Annotated in this window: 18 protein-coding genes; 9 read left to right on the top strand and 9 right to left on the bottom strand. The window is 72.4% G+C overall.

Going from position 1 to position 16,058, the window contains the following annotated elements:
* Positions 1-48 precede the first annotated feature (48 nt).
* Complete coding sequence (locus OG799_RS01970) at positions 49-885, bottom strand: cytochrome c (protein WP_406042476.1); 837 nt, start codon at positions 883-885, stop codon at positions 49-51.
* Positions 886-957: 72 nt separating this feature from the next.
* Positions 958-1,557, bottom strand: coding sequence for a heme-copper oxidase subunit III (locus OG799_RS01965; RefSeq protein WP_406042474.1), 600 nt, complete (start codon positions 1,555-1,557; stop codon positions 958-960).
* Positions 1,558-1,665: 108 nt separating this feature from the next.
* Between OG799_RS01965 and OG799_RS01960 the strand changes: the two genes are divergently transcribed.
* The 4 genes from OG799_RS01960 (at position 1,666) to OG799_RS01945 (ending at position 4,715) form a co-directional block, all read left to right on the top strand.
* Positions 1,666-2,619, top strand: a complete 954-nt coding sequence (locus OG799_RS01960; RefSeq protein WP_406042472.1) for a cytochrome c oxidase assembly protein — start codon at positions 1,666-1,668, stop codon at positions 2,617-2,619.
* 185 nt (positions 2,620-2,804) lie between these two features.
* Positions 2,805-3,203 carry a hypothetical protein gene (locus tag OG799_RS01955; RefSeq protein WP_406042470.1) on the top strand — a complete coding sequence of 133 codons (399 nt, stop codon included), beginning with the start codon at positions 2,805-2,807 and terminating at the stop codon, positions 3,201-3,203.
* An 86-nt stretch (positions 3,204-3,289) separates the two neighbouring features.
* Positions 3,290-4,336: an anthranilate phosphoribosyltransferase gene (gene trpD / locus OG799_RS01950; RefSeq protein ID WP_406042468.1), complete on the top strand. Its 1,047-nt coding sequence runs from the start codon at positions 3,290-3,292 to the stop codon at positions 4,334-4,336.
* A gap of 169 nt (positions 4,337-4,505) precedes the next feature.
* Positions 4,506-4,715 carry a hypothetical protein gene (locus OG799_RS01945; protein ID WP_406042466.1) on the top strand — a complete coding sequence of 70 codons (210 nt, stop codon included), beginning with the start codon at positions 4,506-4,508 and terminating at the stop codon, positions 4,713-4,715.
* Between the two features lie 303 nt (positions 4,716-5,018).
* Here the strand turns inward: OG799_RS01945 and OG799_RS01940 are convergent, their stop codons facing one another.
* Both OG799_RS01940 and coxB read right to left on the bottom strand, forming a co-directional pair.
* A complete protein-coding gene (locus tag OG799_RS01940; protein WP_406042464.1) occupies positions 5,019-5,444 on the bottom strand; it encodes a cytochrome c oxidase subunit 4 in 426 nt (141 codons plus the stop codon).
* Between the two features lie 10 nt (positions 5,445-5,454).
* Positions 5,455-6,426: a cytochrome c oxidase subunit II gene (gene coxB / locus OG799_RS01935; RefSeq protein ID WP_406042462.1), complete on the bottom strand. Its 972-nt coding sequence runs from the start codon at positions 6,424-6,426 to the stop codon at positions 5,455-5,457.
* A gap of 170 nt (positions 6,427-6,596) precedes the next feature.
* Between coxB and OG799_RS01930 the strand changes: the two genes are divergently transcribed.
* The gene (locus OG799_RS01930) at positions 6,597-7,748 is read left to right on the top strand and encodes a cysteine desulfurase family protein (protein WP_406042460.1); all 1,152 of its coding nucleotides are present in this window, start codon (positions 6,597-6,599) and stop codon (positions 7,746-7,748) included.
* On the top strand, positions 7,745-7,972 hold the full coding sequence (locus OG799_RS01925; RefSeq protein WP_406042458.1) for a sulfurtransferase TusA family protein: 228 nt from the start codon (positions 7,745-7,747) through the stop codon (positions 7,970-7,972). The genes OG799_RS01930 and OG799_RS01925 overlap by 4 nt, the downstream gene beginning before the upstream one ends.
* A gap of 4 nt (positions 7,973-7,976) precedes the next feature.
* Here the strand turns inward: OG799_RS01925 and OG799_RS01920 are convergent, their stop codons facing one another.
* The 4 genes from OG799_RS01920 to OG799_RS01905 form a co-directional block, all read right to left on the bottom strand.
* Positions 7,977-8,561 carry an AAA family ATPase gene (locus OG799_RS01920; RefSeq protein ID WP_406042456.1) on the bottom strand — a complete coding sequence of 195 codons (585 nt, stop codon included), beginning with the start codon at positions 8,559-8,561 and terminating at the stop codon, positions 7,977-7,979.
* Positions 8,558-9,535 carry a carbohydrate kinase family protein gene (locus OG799_RS01915; protein ID WP_406042454.1) on the bottom strand — a complete coding sequence of 326 codons (978 nt, stop codon included), beginning with the start codon at positions 9,533-9,535 and terminating at the stop codon, positions 8,558-8,560. Before OG799_RS01915 ends, OG799_RS01920 begins: the two co-directional genes overlap by 4 nt.
* A gap of 228 nt (positions 9,536-9,763) precedes the next feature.
* Positions 9,764-10,132 (bottom strand): iron-sulfur cluster insertion protein ErpA, encoded by a 369-nt coding sequence (gene erpA, locus OG799_RS01910; protein ID WP_322442650.1) that lies wholly within the window; start codon positions 10,130-10,132, stop codon positions 9,764-9,766.
* 166 nt (positions 10,133-10,298) lie between these two features.
* Positions 10,299-11,459: a glycerate kinase gene (locus OG799_RS01905; protein ID WP_406046170.1), complete on the bottom strand. Its 1,161-nt coding sequence runs from the start codon at positions 11,457-11,459 to the stop codon at positions 10,299-10,301.
* Positions 11,460-11,503: 44 nt separating this feature from the next.
* On the opposite strand from OG799_RS01905, the gene nadA reads away from it, so the two are divergent.
* The 3 genes from nadA to OG799_RS01890 all read left to right on the top strand — a co-directional run bounded on the left by nadA (position 11,504) and on the right by OG799_RS01890 (position 14,956).
* A complete protein-coding gene (gene nadA / locus OG799_RS01900) occupies positions 11,504-12,703 on the top strand; it encodes a quinolinate synthase NadA (RefSeq protein WP_406042451.1) in 1,200 nt (399 codons plus the stop codon).
* A gap of 213 nt (positions 12,704-12,916) precedes the next feature.
* The gene (gene murA, locus OG799_RS01895) at positions 12,917-14,272 is read left to right on the top strand and encodes a UDP-N-acetylglucosamine 1-carboxyvinyltransferase (RefSeq protein ID WP_406042449.1); all 1,356 of its coding nucleotides are present in this window, start codon (positions 12,917-12,919) and stop codon (positions 14,270-14,272) included.
* Between the two features lie 75 nt (positions 14,273-14,347).
* Complete coding sequence (locus OG799_RS01890) at positions 14,348-14,956, top strand: DUF3043 domain-containing protein (RefSeq protein ID WP_406042447.1); 609 nt, start codon at positions 14,348-14,350, stop codon at positions 14,954-14,956.
* An 82-nt stretch (positions 14,957-15,038) separates the two neighbouring features.
* On the opposite strand, the gene OG799_RS01885 is transcribed toward OG799_RS01890, so the two are convergent.
* On the bottom strand, positions 15,039-16,028 hold the full coding sequence (locus tag OG799_RS01885; RefSeq protein ID WP_406042445.1) for an ATP-binding cassette domain-containing protein: 990 nt from the start codon (positions 16,026-16,028) through the stop codon (positions 15,039-15,041).
* Positions 16,029-16,058 lie beyond the last annotated feature (30 nt).

Here is a 16,058-nt window from a genome sequence, read left to right as displayed (position 1 = left end):
CGGTGCCGCTGGCCGGCACCACAGCACTGAAACGAATGATCCGCCCGGTCACGACTTGCCCGCAATCCACAGGCTCGCGAAGACCAGCGCGACGATGCCGACCAGGAAGATCGCCAGACCCTCGGTGGACGGCCCGTACCGGCCCAGGTTGAAACCGCCCTGGTCCTGGTTGTGCTTCAGGTTCTCCTGGATGTAGGCGATGATCTGCGCCTTCTGCTCCGGCCGCAGCTGGTTGTCGCCGAAGACCGGCATGTTCTGCGGGCCGCTCAGCATGGCGGCGTAGATCTGCCGGTCGCTCGCGGGCTTCAGGCTCGGGGCGTACTTGCCCGAGGAGAGGGCGCCGCCGCCACCGCCGAAGGCGTGGCACTGCGAGCAGTTGATCCGGAACAGCTCACCACCGGCGGAGATGTCCGCGCCCTGGTGCAGGTTGTTGCCGGCGGGCACCTGCGGACCGCCGCCCAGCTCCTGGATGTACTGGCCGAGCTGGCGCACCTGCTCGTCGGTGAACTGCGGGGGCTTCCGCAGGGCCTGGGCTTCCTGCCGGGCCATCGGCATCCGGCCGCTGCCGACCTGGAACTCGACCGAGGCCGAGCCGACGCCGATCAGGCTCGGCCCGCGGCCCTCGACACCCTGGGCGTTGCGACCGTGACAGGTCACACAGCTCACGTCGAACAGCGCCTTGCCCTCACCGGCGGCGGCGCTCAGCGGCGGGTTTTCCTGCGCCTGCACGCCGGGGGCGAAGACGGTGTAGGCGCCGCCGGCCAGCGTCAGCGCGGCGATCAGCCGGACCGCGGCGCCCAGCCGGCGGCGGCCCCTGCTGCGCGCCACGGGCCGCCCGCGCAGCCGCGCGAGCAGACCGCGTCGGCGGTCGTTGTCAGAAGTCATGACCTGTGTCCTTAACCGGTTGGACCTTGTCTCAGGGGACGGAGCAGCGGCGCGGTTCGTGACGCGCCAAGATCACTGGAGCCAGTAGATCATGGCGTAGAGGCCGATCCACACGACGTCGACGAAGTGCCAGTAGTACGACACGACGATCGCCGACGTGGCCTGCGCCGGGGTGAACCGGCCCATGGTGGTGCGGACCATGAAGATGATGAAGGCGATGAGACCGCCGGTCACGTGCAGGCCGTGGAAGCCGGTGGTGAGGTAGAACATCGACCCGTAACCGTCTCCGTTGATCTTCACGCCCTCGTGGACCAGGTTGCGGTACTCGTTCGCCTGGCCGAGCACGAAGATCAGACCCATCACGAAGGTGATCGTGAACCAGCGCCGCAGGGCGTGGACGTCACCCTTCTCCGCGGCGAAGACACCGAGCTGGCAGGTCACCGAGGACAACACCAGGATCACCGTGAAGGTGGTCGCGTACGGGATGTTCAGGATCTCGGTGTGCTTCTCCCACTGCTCCGGCGCCGCCGCGCGGATGGAGAAGTACATCGCGAACAGCGCCGCGAAGAACATGAGTTCGCTGGAGAGCCACACGATCGTCCCGACGCTGACCATGTTGGGTCGGGTCAGGGAGTGGATCCGGCTCTTGTCAATGGCTGGGGCCGCAGTCACGCGGTCATTATTGCCCTTGACCGGGACCGGCGATCAGCGGGGTGGCAAACCTGCGCCATCCGTGGCCCGATCGGGGTGGTCCGGTTCGCCTGACCTACCCTGAAAAGCGTGCTGCACGTCGATCCGATCTTCGCCGCCACCTCGGTCGCCCCGTCGACCCTCGCGGTGGGGGGCGAGGCCGTCCCGCCACCCTTCACCATCGCCCGGGTGTTCACCGAGACCCGGCTGGACAGCTGGCTCACCCTCGGGCTGGTCGTCGCCGCCGGGCTCTACCTCTACGGCGTGTACCGGATGCGGCTGCGCGGCGACCGCTGGCCGGTCCTCCGCACGGTCGCCTTCCTCGGCCCGGGCCTGGGCGGCATCGCGCTGGTCGCCGCCAGCGGGCTCGAGGCGTACGACACCGCGCTGCTGTCGGTGCACATGGTGCAGCACATGGTGCTGGCGATGGTGGCGCCGATCTTCCTGGCCCTCGGCGCGCCGGTGACGCTCGCCCTGCGCACCCTGCCGGTGCGCCCGCGCAAGCGGCTGCTGGCGATCGTGCACAGCCGGATCGCCCGGGTCTACAGCTTCCCGCTGGTGGCGTTCGCCATCTTCGTGGCGAACCCGTTCGTGCTCTACTTCAGCGACCTGTACCGCTACACCCTGCAGCACGCGTGGGCGCACGAGCTGGTGCACGCGCACTTCATCATGACCGGCTGCGTCTTCTTCTGGCCGCTGCTCGGCCTGGACCCGCTGCCCGGACGCTGGCCGCACCCGGCCCGGGCGCTGCTGATGCTGCTGTCGGTGCCGTTCCACACCGTGCTCGGGCTCACCATCATGCAGAGCACCACGCTGCTCGGCGGGGACTGGTACCCGTCGTTGCACCTGGCCTGGTCGAACCCGTGGAACGACCAGGTGGTGGCCGGCGGCATCCTCTGGGCCGGCGGCGAGTTCGTCAGCGTCACCATGCTGGCCGTGCTGGTCGTCCAGTGGGTGAAGCAGTCCGAGCGGGAGGCCCGCCGGGTGGACCGCGAGCTGGACCGCCAGGAAGCTCTGCAACGCGCGGCCGAGTCGCCCGCCTGACCATCCCGGGGGTACGCCCACCCGGTCCGCCAGGGCGGGCCGACCGGCCCGATGTGACGACCGCTACCATCAGCGGGCAGCTACGAGGTGGGAGCCAAGCCAGCCATGAGTGAGCGCAGCGAACGAATCATCAGGCTCAGTGCGATGGTGCCTCATGACGGCACGGAGCGAAGCGGAGTGCCGGCATGAGCGATCGTCTTTGCACCGTCCTGCTCTACAGCGACGACCCCGAGGTCCGCGACCGGATGCGGCTGGCCGTCGGCACCCGGCCCGCGCCGGGGCTCCAGATCGAGTTCGTCGAGGCCTCCGACTACGCCGGGTGCGTGCGGCTGGTCGACGACTACGAGATCGACCTGCTCCTGCTCGACGGTGAGGCCACCCCGGGCGGCGGCATCGGCATCGCCCGCCAGATCAAGGACGACCGGGACGACGCCCCGCCGACCTGCGTGGTGATCGCCCGGGCGGCCGACCGCTGGCTGGCCGCGTACGCCGAGGTCGACGCGACGCTGGTGTACCCGCTCGACCCGGTGACCACCGGCACCACCGTGGCCGAGCTGCTGCGGCGTACGCACGCCGCGGCCTGACCCGCCCGCCCGGCGCCACGGCATCGCGGCCGGGGCGCCGCCGCCGTTGCTCACCCGCACCACCATGCCCGCTCGGGAGGCCCGCCATGGGCGAACGGACCTGGCCGCTGCTGCTCAACGCGCTGCTGCGCGGTGAGGAGCTCACCACCGCCGACACCGCCTGGGCGATGGACGAGATCATGACGGGTGCGGCCAGCCCGGCCCAGGTCGCCGGTTTCGCCGTGGCGCTGCGCGCGAAGGGTGAGACCCCGGCCGAGCTGGCCGGCCTGGTGGAGGCGATGCTCCGCCGCTCGGTCGAGGTGGTGCTGCCCGAGGAGCTGCGCCGGACCGCCCTGGACGTGGTCGGCACCGGTGGTGATCTCGCGCACACGGTCAACATTTCCACCATGACCGCGCTCGTCGTGGCCGGCGCCGGGGTGCGCGTGGTCAAGCACGGCAACCGCGCCGCCTCGTCCTCCTGCGGCACCGCCGACCTGCTGGAACACCTCGGCATCCCGCTGGACCTGGGCCCGGAGCAGGTGGCGCGGTGCGTCGACGAGGCCGGCATCGGCTTCTGCTTCGCGGCCCGGTTCCACCCGGGGATGCGGCACGCCGGCCCGGTCCGCCGGGAGATCGGCGTGCCCACCGCGTTCAACTTCCTCGGTCCGCTGACCAATCCGGCCCGGCCGCGGGCCGGCGCGGTCGGCTGCTTCGACCTGCGGATGGGGCCGGTGATGGCAGCCGTCTTCGCCGAACGGGGCGACTCCGTGATCGTGATGCGCGGCGAGGACGGGCTCGACGAGTTCACCACCGCCGCGCCGACCCGGGTCTGGGTGGCGCAGCAGGGCACCGTGAGGGAAGCGCTGCTGGACGCGGCCGACCTCGGGGTACCCCGGGCCACCCTGGCCGATCTGCGGGGCGGGGACGCGACGTACAACGCCGCCGTGGCCCGGCGGCTGCTGGCCGGCGAGACCGGCCCGGTCCGCGACGCCGTGCTGGTGAACGCCGCGGCGGCGCTGGCCACCCAGGGGCCGCTGGACGGGGACCTGACCGAGGCGCTGCGGGCCGGGATGGCCACGGCCGCCGAGGCCATCGACTCCGGCGCCGCCGCCGGCGCGCTCGACCGCTGGCTCGAGGTCGCCCGCTCGCTCTGACCCACCGCTGCGCCAGCGACCCGTGCCGGAAACGCCGCGTCGGGGGCGACGGTCAGGTCCGAACCGGATCGTGTCGGACCGGCGTGCCAAACTACACGGGAGTAATTTGCCGTTTTCCGCCGATGGCGGCGCTGCCCGTCGGTGGGCACCGGAGCGAGAGGAGCCGCCCGTGTCGGACCGCGAGCTCTACTGCGACACCTGCGAGGGCGTTCAGCCGTTCGAGGCCCCGCCCTGCGTCGACGGCCACGGCGCCGACTGCCCCGAGCTGGCCTGCACCGGCTGCGGCGCGGCCGTGCTGATCGCCACTTTCACCTTCTCCGCGCCGCGCCTGGACGTCCAGGCGCCGCGCCGCTCGGCACCCCACCGCCGGGCCGCCTGACCCACCGACCACCCAGCCGGCGCAGCGCGGCGCGCAGTCGGTCGTCGGCGGTCCTGCCGTCTCCCCGCCCAGCCGGGTGGCAGCTGTTCGGTCACCGCCTTTGCTCTGCTGCACCCCACGCAACACCGGTTGTCCGGATACCGGACGGCTGGTGTTGCCGTCGCTGCAGCAGAGCAAAGGGGCCGGGTCGGTGGTCCGGTGCCGGGCGGGCACCGGCTCCCGGCACCACCTTGGCGAGGCGGCCGGGGAAAAGGCGAACGGCCCGCGTCCGGAGGACGTCGGGCCGTTCGGGAAGCCGTCAGCTCAGTGCTCGGCGGTGCGGCGGGTGCCGCTGTAGTACTCGAAGAGCAGGCCGCAGGCGGCGAAGATGACCGTCACCAGGCCCAGGCCCAGCAGCCAGAACTGCCAGAAGACCAGGCCCAGACCGGCGATCGCGGCGGCCAGCGCCAGCCCGAACGGCCAGTAGCTGCCGGGGCTGAAGAAGCCGACCTCGCCCGCGCCGTCGGCGATCTCGGCGTCCGCCCGGTCCTCCGGGCGCAGGTCGATGCGGCGGGAGACGAACCAGAAGAAGCCGCCGCACATCGAGCAGAGCAGGAAGGACAGCAGCAGCGCCACCGTGCCGACCCACTCGACCCGGCCGCCCTCGCCGTACGTCCAGGCGCCGTAGAGGATCGCGACGCCGAAGAGGAACGTCCCGACGATCAGGAAGATTTTCCACTCGGTCTTCATGCCGGATCCCTCAGCTTCCCGCGCCGGCCGAGGCGCCGCTCGGATTGAAGTTGTCCTTGTCGCGCCGGGTGTTGAACGGCTCGGTCTTCGTGGCGTACTCGGGCTCGCCGATCGCCTTGAGCGCCTCCTGCGTCGACTTGCCGGCCTTCTTGGCCGCCAGGAACTGCTCGTACTTCGCCGGCGAGACGACCCGCAGCTCGAAGTTCATGAAGGCGTGGTAGCTGCCGCACAGCTCGGCGCACCGGCCGACGTACGCGCCCTCCTGGTCCAGGCTGGTGACCTCGAAGGTGTTCCGGATGTTGCCCGGCATGACGTCCCGCTTGAACAGCAGCTCCGGCACCCAGAAGGAGTGGATGACGTCGCGGCTCTGCTCCTCGAACCGGATCGACTTGCCGGTCGGCAGGACGAGCACCGGGATGACCTCGCTGGTGCCGAGGACCGAGGCGACGGTGTTGGCGTCGCGGCCCTGGCCGTCGCGGTAGTTGAACTGCCAGTTCCACTTGAAGGCGACGACCTCGACGGTGACGTCGGGGTTCTTCGACTCCTTGTTCACGTCGGTCTGCACGATCGCCGTGTAGTAGAAGAGCACGGAGACGATCAGGACCGGCGCGATGGTGTAGAGGAACTCCATCGGCATGTTGTAGCGGGTCTGCACCGGCAGGTCGTTGCCCCGCTTCCGGTAGCGGATCACGCACCAGAAGATCAGGCCCCAGACGAAGACGCCGACCGCGAGCGCCGCGATGCAGGACGCGATCCACAGGTCGTACATCCGGTGCGACTGGGGGCTGATGCCGCCCTGCGGCCAGCCGAAGCCGCCGAACGTCTTGCCGACGTCACAGCCGGTGAGCAGAACCAGCAGCGCCGCTCCGCCGAGACCGAGCCCGGCGAGTCGACCAGCACCACGCCGCCGGCGCCCATCGGCTCCTGGGGAAGCGCTGTGCCGTACGGCCGTCGGCCGTACCTCCGAACTCCTTGCGACCACCTGGTCCTGCCTCCCTAGCGCGCCGCGGCGGTTGTTTCGTCAACACCGACGGCAAAGGCGTCACCGACGGTCGCAGATTACTCGACCATGACGGGCCTGACCGTGTTGGGGTCAGTGTCCGCCCCCATCGGGGGGATCTTGGGCGTATCGGCGCGATAGCGTGGACATTCGTGAGCGCATCCCCGGTCTACCTGGACGCGGCCACCGCCGCGCCGCTGCACCCGGTCGCGCGGCAGGCGTTGCTGGCCGCGCTGGACGACGGCTGGGCCGACCCCGGCAAGCTGTACAGCCAGGCCCGCCGGGCCCGCCAGCTGCTCGACGCCGCCCGCGAGGCCACCGCGCAGACCCTCGGCGTCCGCGCCGACGAGCTCTCCTTCACCCCCAGCGGTACGACCGCCGGGCACGCCGCCGTGCTCGGCGGGCTGGCCGGCCGGCGCCGGGTCGGGGCGACCCTGGTGCACTCCGCGATCGAGCACTCCGCGGTGCTGCACGCCGCCGAACGGCACGTCGCCGCCGGCGGCGCGGCCGTCCCCGTACCGGTGGACCGGGCCGGCCGGCTCGACCTGGACGCCTGGTCGGTGGCGGTCCGGGCGCCCGGGGTGGCGTTCGCCGCGCTGATCGGGGCCAGCCACGAGGTGGGCACGGTGCAGCCGGTGCCGACGGCCGCCGCCGAGTGCGCCGACGCCGGGGTGCCGCTCTACGTCGACGCCGCCCAGCTGATCGGCCGGGTCCCACTGCCGGCGGGCTGGTCGGTGCTCAGCGCCAGCGCGCACAAGTGGGGCGGACCGCCCGGCGTCGGGCTGCTGGTGGTCCGCAAGGGCACCCGGTGGGAGTCGCCGTTCCCGGCCGACGAGCGGGAGTCGGGGCGTACCCCCGGGGTGATGAACCTGCCCGCGGTGGTGGCGGCGGCGGCGAGCCTGCGCGCGGCGGCGGCCGACGCGGCGGCCGAGGCGACCCGGCTGGCACCGCTGGTGGACCGGATCCGGGCCCGGGTGCCGGCCGAGGTGCCGGACGTGGAGGTGGTCGGCGACCCCGTCGACCGGCTCCCCCACCTGGTCACCTTCTCCTGCCTCTACGTGGACGGGGAGGCGTTGCTGCACGCGCTGGACCGGCGCGGCTTCGCCGTCTCCTCCGGGTCCTCCTGCACGTCGTCGACGCTGCGGCCGTCGCACGTGCTGGAGGCGATGGGGGTGCTGTCGCACGGCAACGTCCGGGTGTCGCTGCACCGGGAGACCACCGAGGCGGACGTCGAGCGGTTCCTCGCCGAGCTGCCCGGCATCGTCGCCGACCTGCGTGCCGAGGCCGGGGTGGTGGGGCTGTGAGCGGGCCGGACGAGGTGCTGGACTGCCGGGGCCAGCGCTGCCCGCTGCCGGTGATCGCCCTGGCCCGCCGCCTGCCCGACCTGCCGGTCGGCGCGGTGCTCCGCGTCCTCGCCGACGACCCCGCCGCGGCCGTCGACATCCCCGCCTGGTGCCGCATGCGGGGGCAGGAGTTCCTCGGCGCCGTGACGGGCGGGTCCAGCTACGACGTCCGGCGCAGCCGGTGACGGGTCATGCGAGATAGCTGAGGATCGCCGGCAGGGGGTCGATGTCGACCGCGGTGTCGACCACCAGGCGGGGGCCGATGATGGGCTCGTACTGGGCGCGGCGGAGCAGGGTCTGCTCCCAGGTGGGCAGGAGCGGGTCCGGCTCGGCGGGCAGGCGTGCCTCGACCCGGCGGCGGTGCTCGGCCTCGTCGCCGCAGTGCACCTCGATCACCCGCAGCGGCACGCCGGCCCGCTCGGCCAGGTCGTGCCAGAGGCCCCGGGCACTGGCCACCGGGTTGACCGCGTCGACGACCACGCTCAACCCCAGCCCGAGCTGCACCTCGGCCAGGCCGGCGACCGCGCCGTACGCGGCTATCCCGGGCACGTCGCCGACCAGGCCGAACCGGGCCATGGCCCGCTCGACCGGGTCCACCGGCAGGACCGGGGCGCGCAGCGCCGCGCCGACCCGGACGGCCAGCGTGCTCTTGCCCACCCCGGGCAGCCCGGCGAACGCCACCAGCACCGGACCGGCGGCGCCGGCCGCGCCGGGCCGGACGGCGCCCGGATCCACCGCGCCGGAGACGCCGCGGTCGGGTGTGGCGGAGGTCATGGGAGCAGGTGCGGCCGCACGTCCTCGGCGGCCACGTCGCCGTACGACTCGGCGAGGCGCTTCACGAACAGGTCGCGGCGGACCTCGTACTCCTGGGTACCGACGGTCTCCAGGACCAGGGTGGCGAGCAGCGAGCCGACCTGGGCGGCCCGCTCCAGGCCCAGCCCCCAGGACAGGGCGGTGAAGAAACCGGCCCGGAATCCGTCCCCGACGCCGGTCGGGTCGACGGCCTGGATCTCCCGGGCGATCGGGACGTGGATCGTCTCGAAGTCCCGGCCGGCGATCTCCGCGCCGTCCTTGCCCAGCGTGGTGACCCGGACCTTGACCCGCTCCAGCAGCTGCGCGTCGGTGAGACCCGCCTTGCTCTGCAGCAGCGACTTCTCGTAGTCGTTGGTCAGCAGGTACTCGGCACCGTCGATCAGGCCGAGCACGTCCGCGCCGTCCATCCGGGCGAGCTGCTGGGACGGGTCGGCGACGAAGGCGTACCCACGCTCCCGGCACTCCGCCGAGTGCCGGATCATCGCCTCGGGGTCGTTGGCGCCGACCAGCACCAGGTCGAGGCCGCCGAGCCGCTGCGCGACCGGGGCCAGCTCGATGTTGCGGGCCTCGCTCATCGCCCCCGCGTAGAAGGAGGCGATCTGGCACATGTCGGTGTCCGTGGTGCAGACGAAGCGGGCGGTGTGGGCCATCTCGCTGACGTGCACCGAGTCGCAGTCGACGCCGTGCCGCTCCAGCCAGGAGCGGTAGTCGGCGAAGTCGGGGCCGACGGCGCCCAGCAGCACCGGCCGCAGCCCGAGCTGGGCCATGCCGAAGGCGATGTTGGCCGCCACCCCGCCCCGGCGCAGCACCAGCTCGTCCACGAGGAACGACAGCGACACCTTGTGCAGCTGGTCGGCCAGGAGCTGGTCGGCGAAGCGACCGGGGAAGCTCATCAGGTGGTCGGTCGCGATCGAGCCGGTCACGGCGATCTTCATGTCAGCCCTCGGGGTCGGCAGCACGGCGCCGGTCAGCCTACCGGCCCGGTCGGCGCGCCGGTCGCGGGTCGGTCGAGAACCGGTCGACCCACGCATACCCGGACGTCACCGCCCGGACACCCGGCGGCGCGAAAAAACGGCGGGATCACTCGAAGAGAGTGATCCCGCCGTTTTCGTCACGTCACCCGTCGGCCCGGTGCGGGCCGGCCGGCTCGGCGCGACGTCGACTCAGCTGAACGAGTCGCCGCAGGCGCAGGAGTTGCCGGCGTTCGGGTTGTCGATGGTGAAGCCCTGGGCGTCGATCCGGTCGGCGAAGTCGATCGTCGCGCCGGCCAGGTAGGGGGCGCTCATCCGGTCGACGACAACCTCGACACCGTCGTAGTCGGTGACGACGTCACCGTCGAGCGACCGCTCGTCGAAGAAGAGCTGGTACCGCAGGCCGGAGCAGCCGCCCGGCTGCACCGCGATCCGGAGCCGCAGGTCGTCGCGGCCCTCCTGCTCGATCAGGGCCTTGACCTTCTGCGCCGCGACGTCGGTGAGGACGACGGAAGTAGGGGCCTTGGCCTCGGTCGACTCGGTCTGCGCTGGCGTGGTCACGTGGAAATCTCCCTGCGCGGTATGGGTCCGGACGCACTGGCCAACGTCGCGCGTCGCCCAGTGATTCCCGGTGTGGTCCAGATCTGATCGTACGCCGCCCCGGCGGGAGTCACCTCCACTGGCGTGGTCCGGCGCGGGTGAGCCGCGCCGCAGGCCAGCGGGCCCCTCAGCGGCTCCACTGCCGGGCCAGCCGGGCGCCGAGCGCCCGCAGCCCCTCGACGGGCCGGCCCATCGCCGCCGCCACCCCGCCGCCTTCCTCGCCGCCGAAGTGCTCCACCAGGCTGTACGCCTCGGTCACCCCGGCCGCGGCGGCCTCCCGGCGGCCGGTGCTCACCCGTCCGGCCAGCACCACGCAGGGCACGCCGCGGTCCCGGGCGGCCCCGGCCACCCCGGCCACCACCTTGCCGCGCAGCGACTGGTGGTCGAAGGAGCCCTCCCCGGTGATCACCAGGTCGGCGGCGTCCAGCGCGGCGTCCAGCCCGATGGCCCGGGTGACCAGGCCGATGCCGGACTCGCACCGGCCGCCCAGGGCCAGGATCGCCGCGCCCAACCCGCCGGCCGCACCCGCGCCGGGCAGCGCGCCGAACCCCGGCGGGCAGCCGGGCAGCTCGCGTTCCAGCACGGCGGCGAAACGCTCCAGCGCGGCGTCGAGGAGCAGCACGTCGGACCGGGTCGCACCCTTCTGCGGGCCGTAGACGTTGCTGGCGCCGTGCAACCCGAGCAGCGGGTTGTCCACGTCGGTGGCGGCGACCAGGGCCACCCCGCGCAGCCGGGGCGCGCCGTCCAGCGCGGCCACCGCGGTGAGCGCCGCTCCCCCGTACGGCAGGGCGTGGCCCGCCTCGTCGAGGGGGGTGACGCCGAGCGCGGTGAGCATGCCGGCGCCCCCGTCGTTGGTGGCGGAGCCACCGAGCCCGATCACCACGCGCCGGGCCCCGGCCTCGACGGCGGCGGCCACCAGCAGCCCCAGCCCGTACGAGGTGGCGGCCTTCGGGTCGCGCTCGGCGGCGGTGAGCAGGTGCAGCCCGCACGCCTGAGCGCTCTCCAGATAGGCGGTGCCGTCGTCGGTGAGCAGGATCTCACCGGCGGCCGGCCGGCCGAGCGGATCGACGGTCGGCACCGGCAGCCGGCGCCCGCCGAGCGCCTCGGCGAGGACGGCGACGAAGCCGGGGCCGCCGTCGGCGAGCGGCCGGATCAGCAGTTCGTCGCCGGCGGCCACCTCTCGCCAGCCCTCGGCCACCGCGGCGGCCACCTCCTGGGCCGGCAGGGTGCCGGCGAACTTGTCCGGGCAGAGCAGCACGCGCATGCCCAGCAGTGTGGCAGCCCACATCTGGAGCGGCTGCGCGCCGGCCACGCTGTGGGACCATGGGAGGCGTGACTTCGACCTGGGTTGAGCCCTCCAACACCGCCACTGCGCTGCTGCTCCTCGGCCGCGGCAGCGACCCCGCCACCGAGCGTGGCGTGGAGTGTCCGGGTGACCTCCCCGCGCCGAGCGACCCGGACCTGGTGGCCCGGGCGGCGGCGGCCAAGGCCGCGCTCGGCACGAAGGTGTTCGTGCTGGGCCACCACTACCAGCGCGACGAGGTGATCCAGTTCGCCGACGTGACCGGCGACTCGTTCAAGCTCGCCCGCGAGGCGGCGGCCCGGCCCGACGCGGAATACATCGTCTTCTGCGGCGTGCACTTCATGGCCGAGAGCGCGGACATCCTCACCTCGGACGCCCAAAAGGTGATCCTGCCGGACCTGGCGGCCGGCTGCTCGATGGCCGACATGGCGGTGCTGTCGCAGGTCGAGACGGCCTGGGACGTGCTGACCGAGCTGGGCATCGCGCAGGACACCGTCCCGGTGACCTACATGAACTCCTCGGCCGACATCAAGGGCTTCGTCGGGCGCAACGGCGGCGTGGTCTGCACCTCGTCGAACGCGAAGCGGGCGCTGGACTGGGCGTTCGAGCAGGGGTCGAAGGTGCTCTTCCTGCCCGACCAGCACCTGGGCCGCAACACGGCCGTGCTGGAGATGGGCTTCTCGCTGGACGACTGCGTGCTCTACGACCCGCACAAGCCGAACGGCGGGTTGACCCCGGAGCAGCTGCGCGACGCGAAGATGATCCTCTGGCGCGGGCACTGCTCGGTGCACGGCCGGTTCACGCTGGACAGCGTCAACGACGTCCGGGAGCGGGTGCCGGGGGTGAACGTGCTGGTGCACCCGGAGTGCCGGCACGAGGTGGTCACCGCCGCCGATCACGTGGGCTCGACGGAATACATCATCAAGACCATCGAGGCGGCCCCGGCCGGCTCGGCGTGGGCGGTCGGCACCGAGCTGAACCTGGTCCGCCGGCTGGCGCTGGCCCACCCGGACAAGCAGATCATGTTCCTGGACAAGGCGGTCTGCTACTGCTCGACGATGAACCGGATCGACCTGCCGCACCTGGTGTGGGCGCTGGAGGAGCTGGTCGCCGGCCGGGTGGTCAACCAGATCACCGTGGACCCGGACACCGCGCACCACGCCCGGGTGGCGCTGGACCAGATGCTCGCCCTGCCCGGGGCGGACACCCCGCCGCCCACCGCCGCTTGATCACGGTCGGTCACGTCGCTGGTACGGAAACGCGCCGGACACCCCGGTTCGTGCCCTCGCTGGTGATGTGACCGATTCCATTTTCGTAACGGAGGGCTATGCTGCCGGGGCGACAACACATGCCGGCCGTTTTCACCTGGCCGCGTTTCGGGTAGCGATGCAGATCGTGAACCCCACCATCTACCCGGCAGCACCAACGCGCTGGAGGTTGCGTTGACCGACGACGTCCTGGTCGTACACGGAGGCACTCCGCTGGAAGGGCGGATCCGCGTGCGCGGCGCGAAGAACCTCGTTTCCAAGGCCATGGTCGCGGCCCTGCTGGCCGACTCGCCCAGCCGGCTGTTCGACGTGCCGCGGATCCGCGACGTCGAGGTGGTTCGCGGCCTGCTCGGCCTGCACGGGGTGAAGGTGAGCGACGGCGAGGAGGACGGCGAGCTCGTCCTCGACCCGTCGAACGTCGAGAGCGCCAGCACCGACCAGATCAACGTGCACGCGGGTTCCAGCCGGATCCCGATCCTGTTCTGCGGCCCGCTGCTGCACCGGCTCGGCCACGCCTTCATCCCCGACCTGGGCGGCTGCCACATCGGCCCCCGCCCGATCGACTTCCACATCCAGGCGCTGCGGGAGTTCGGCGCGACCGTCGACAAGACCCCCGAGGGGATGCACCTGTCGGCGCCGAACGGGCTGCACGGCACCAAGTTCGCCCTGCCGTACCCGAGCGTGGGCGCCACCGAGCAGGTGCTGCTCACCGCGGTGATGGCCGAGGGGGTCACCGAGCTGCGCAACGCGGCTGTGGAGCCGGAGATCATCGACCTGATCTGCATCCTGCAGAAGATGGGCGCGATCATCAAGGTGCACACCGACCGGGTGATCGAGATCCAGGGCGTGAAGAAGCTGCACGGCTACACCCACCGGCCGATCCCGGACCGGATCGAAGCGGCGAGCTGGGCGGCGGCGGCGCTGGCCACGCGCGGGCACGTCGAGGTGCTGGGCGCGCAGCAGGCCGACATGATGACCTTCCTGAACGTCTTCCGCTCGGTGGGCGGCGAGTACGAGGTGACCGACGCCCGCCCGCCGAAGCTGGGCGACCCGGGCCAGGAGGGCGGCATCCGGTTCTGGCACCCGGGCGGCGAGCTGAACGCGGTGGCCCTGGAGACCGACGTGCACCCCGGCTTCATGACCGACTGGCAGCAACCGCTCGTGGTGGCGCTGACCCAGGCCCGGGGCCTGTCGATCGTCCACGAGACGGTCTACGAGCAGCGGCTCGGCTACACCGAGGCGCTGAACTCGATGGGCGCCAACATCCAGGTCTACCGGGACTGCCTCGGCGGGACCCCGTGCCGCTTCGGTCGGCGCAACTTCAAGCACTCCGCGGTGATCGCCGGCCCGAGCAAGCTGCACGCGGCCGACCTGGTCATCCCGGACCTGCGGGCCGGTTTCAGCCACCTGATCGCGGCGCTCGCCGCCGAGGGCACCTCCCGGGTGTACGGCGTCGACCTGATCAACCGCGGCTACGAGGACTTCGAGGCGAAGCTGGCCGACCTGGGCGCGCACGTCGAGCGTCCGTAACGTCACACCGCTCCTCCCGCGCCCGGTGCACCCGCGATGTGCACCGGGCGCGGCTGTTTGGCTACTCTTCACCACGTGCCGTCGCTGTTTCGCCGCAAGCCCACCGACCTCGTCGAGGATTCCGTCACCCAGGTGACGACCGACGAGGCGTCCGCCGCCGCCCGCACCCGGGGCTACACCCCGAGCAAGAAGGAGCTGGGCCGGGTGACGCCGAAGCGGCCGACCGCCGGCCGCCGGACCAGCGCGCCGAGCCGCCCGCTGACCAAGGAGGAGGCCCGGGAGCAGCGCCGAACTGCCCGCGCGGAGGCGGCCTCGGAGTTCCGTCGCGAGGGCGGCCCCCGCGACCGGGGACCGGAGCGGCTGCTCGCCCGCAACGTGGTCGACTCCCGGCGTACGGTCGGCACCTGGTTCTTCGGCGGGGCGCTGATCGTGCTGGTCGGCTCCAACCAGGCCATGCCGCCGATCGTCCGGTTGGTCTCCAACGTGCTGTGGGGCGCGCTGGCGCTCGGCGTGGTGGTCGACTCCGTGCTGATCTGCCGCAAGATCAAGAAACTGATGCGGGAGCGGTTCCCGAAGAGCGACCAGAAGCTGGGCTCGCTCTACCTGTACGCGATCATGCGGTCGATCACCTTCCGCCGGATGCGCGCCCCCGCGCCGCAGGTCGACATCGGCGACAAGATCTGATCCGAACCCGTTCGGTACGAGGCGCTCGCGCCGGGCACCTTCGCCGTCCTGGTGATGGAACACCCGTGAGCCGCACACCCGGTCAGCCGGTGACCGCCGGAGCACGGTAGAGCCGGGCCACGACCTCCTCGATGTCCGGCTCGACGATCGAGATGTCGCGCAGCGTGGCCAGGCCGGCGAGCCCGGCGACCACCTCGGCGACGCCCGCCGATTCCAGGGCGAAGACCAGCCGGTGGCCGTCCGCCTCCACCCGGTGCAGCGGCGCGCCCGGCAGCGCCGGCGGCGCGGCGAGGGCGGTGTCCAGCTCGGCGACCACCAGCCGGCGGGAGCCGTACCGGCTGTGCAGAGCGGCGATCGAGCCGTCGTGCACCACCCGGCCGTGGTCGATCACCACGAGGCGGCGACACAGCCGCTCGATGTCGGCCAGGTCGTGGGTGGTGAGCACCAGGGTGGTGTCGCCGGCCCGGCCCAGCTCCCCCAGGAAGCCCCGGACGGCCTGCTTGCTCACCACGTCCAGCCCGATGGTCGGCTCGTCCAGGAAGAGCACCTCCGGGCCGTGCAGCAGGGCGGCGGTCAGCTCGCCGCGCATCCGCTGGCCGAGCGAGAGCTGCCGGACCGGGGTGTCCAGGAACTCGTCGAGGTCGAGCAGGTCCCGACAGCGACGCAGCCGGGCCGCGTGCTCGGCCGCCGGCACCCGGTAGACGTGCCGCAGCAGGTCGAACGAGTCGCGCAGCGGCAGGTCCCACCACAGCTGCGAGCGCTGGCCGAAGACCACCCCGATGCGCAGCGCCAGCCGGGTCCGCTCGGCCACCGGACGCAGGCCACAGACCCGGACCTCCCCCGCCGACGGCATCAGCACGCCGGTGAGCATCTTCAGGGTGGTCGACTTGCCGGCGCCGTTGGGCCCGATGTAGCCGAGCATCTCGCCGCGCTCCACCCGCAGGTCGACCCCGTCGACGGCGGCAACCACCCGCTTCTCCCGGCGCAACCGACCGGCCTTGACCCGGACGGTGAACTCCTTGCGCAGCTCGCGCACAAGGATGACCTCTGTTTGTGACTGCGGGGCTCGCAAGCTCACTCCTCGCACTGCACGATGACGACC

Source organism: Micromonospora sp. NBC_00898, from assembly GCF_045207895.1.
In the GTDB taxonomy this organism is placed as follows: Bacteria; Actinomycetota; Actinomycetes; order Mycobacteriales; family Micromonosporaceae; genus Micromonospora.
The sequence above is the reverse complement of the archived record's forward strand: the minus strand, read 5'-3'. Positions and strand labels throughout refer to the sequence as shown.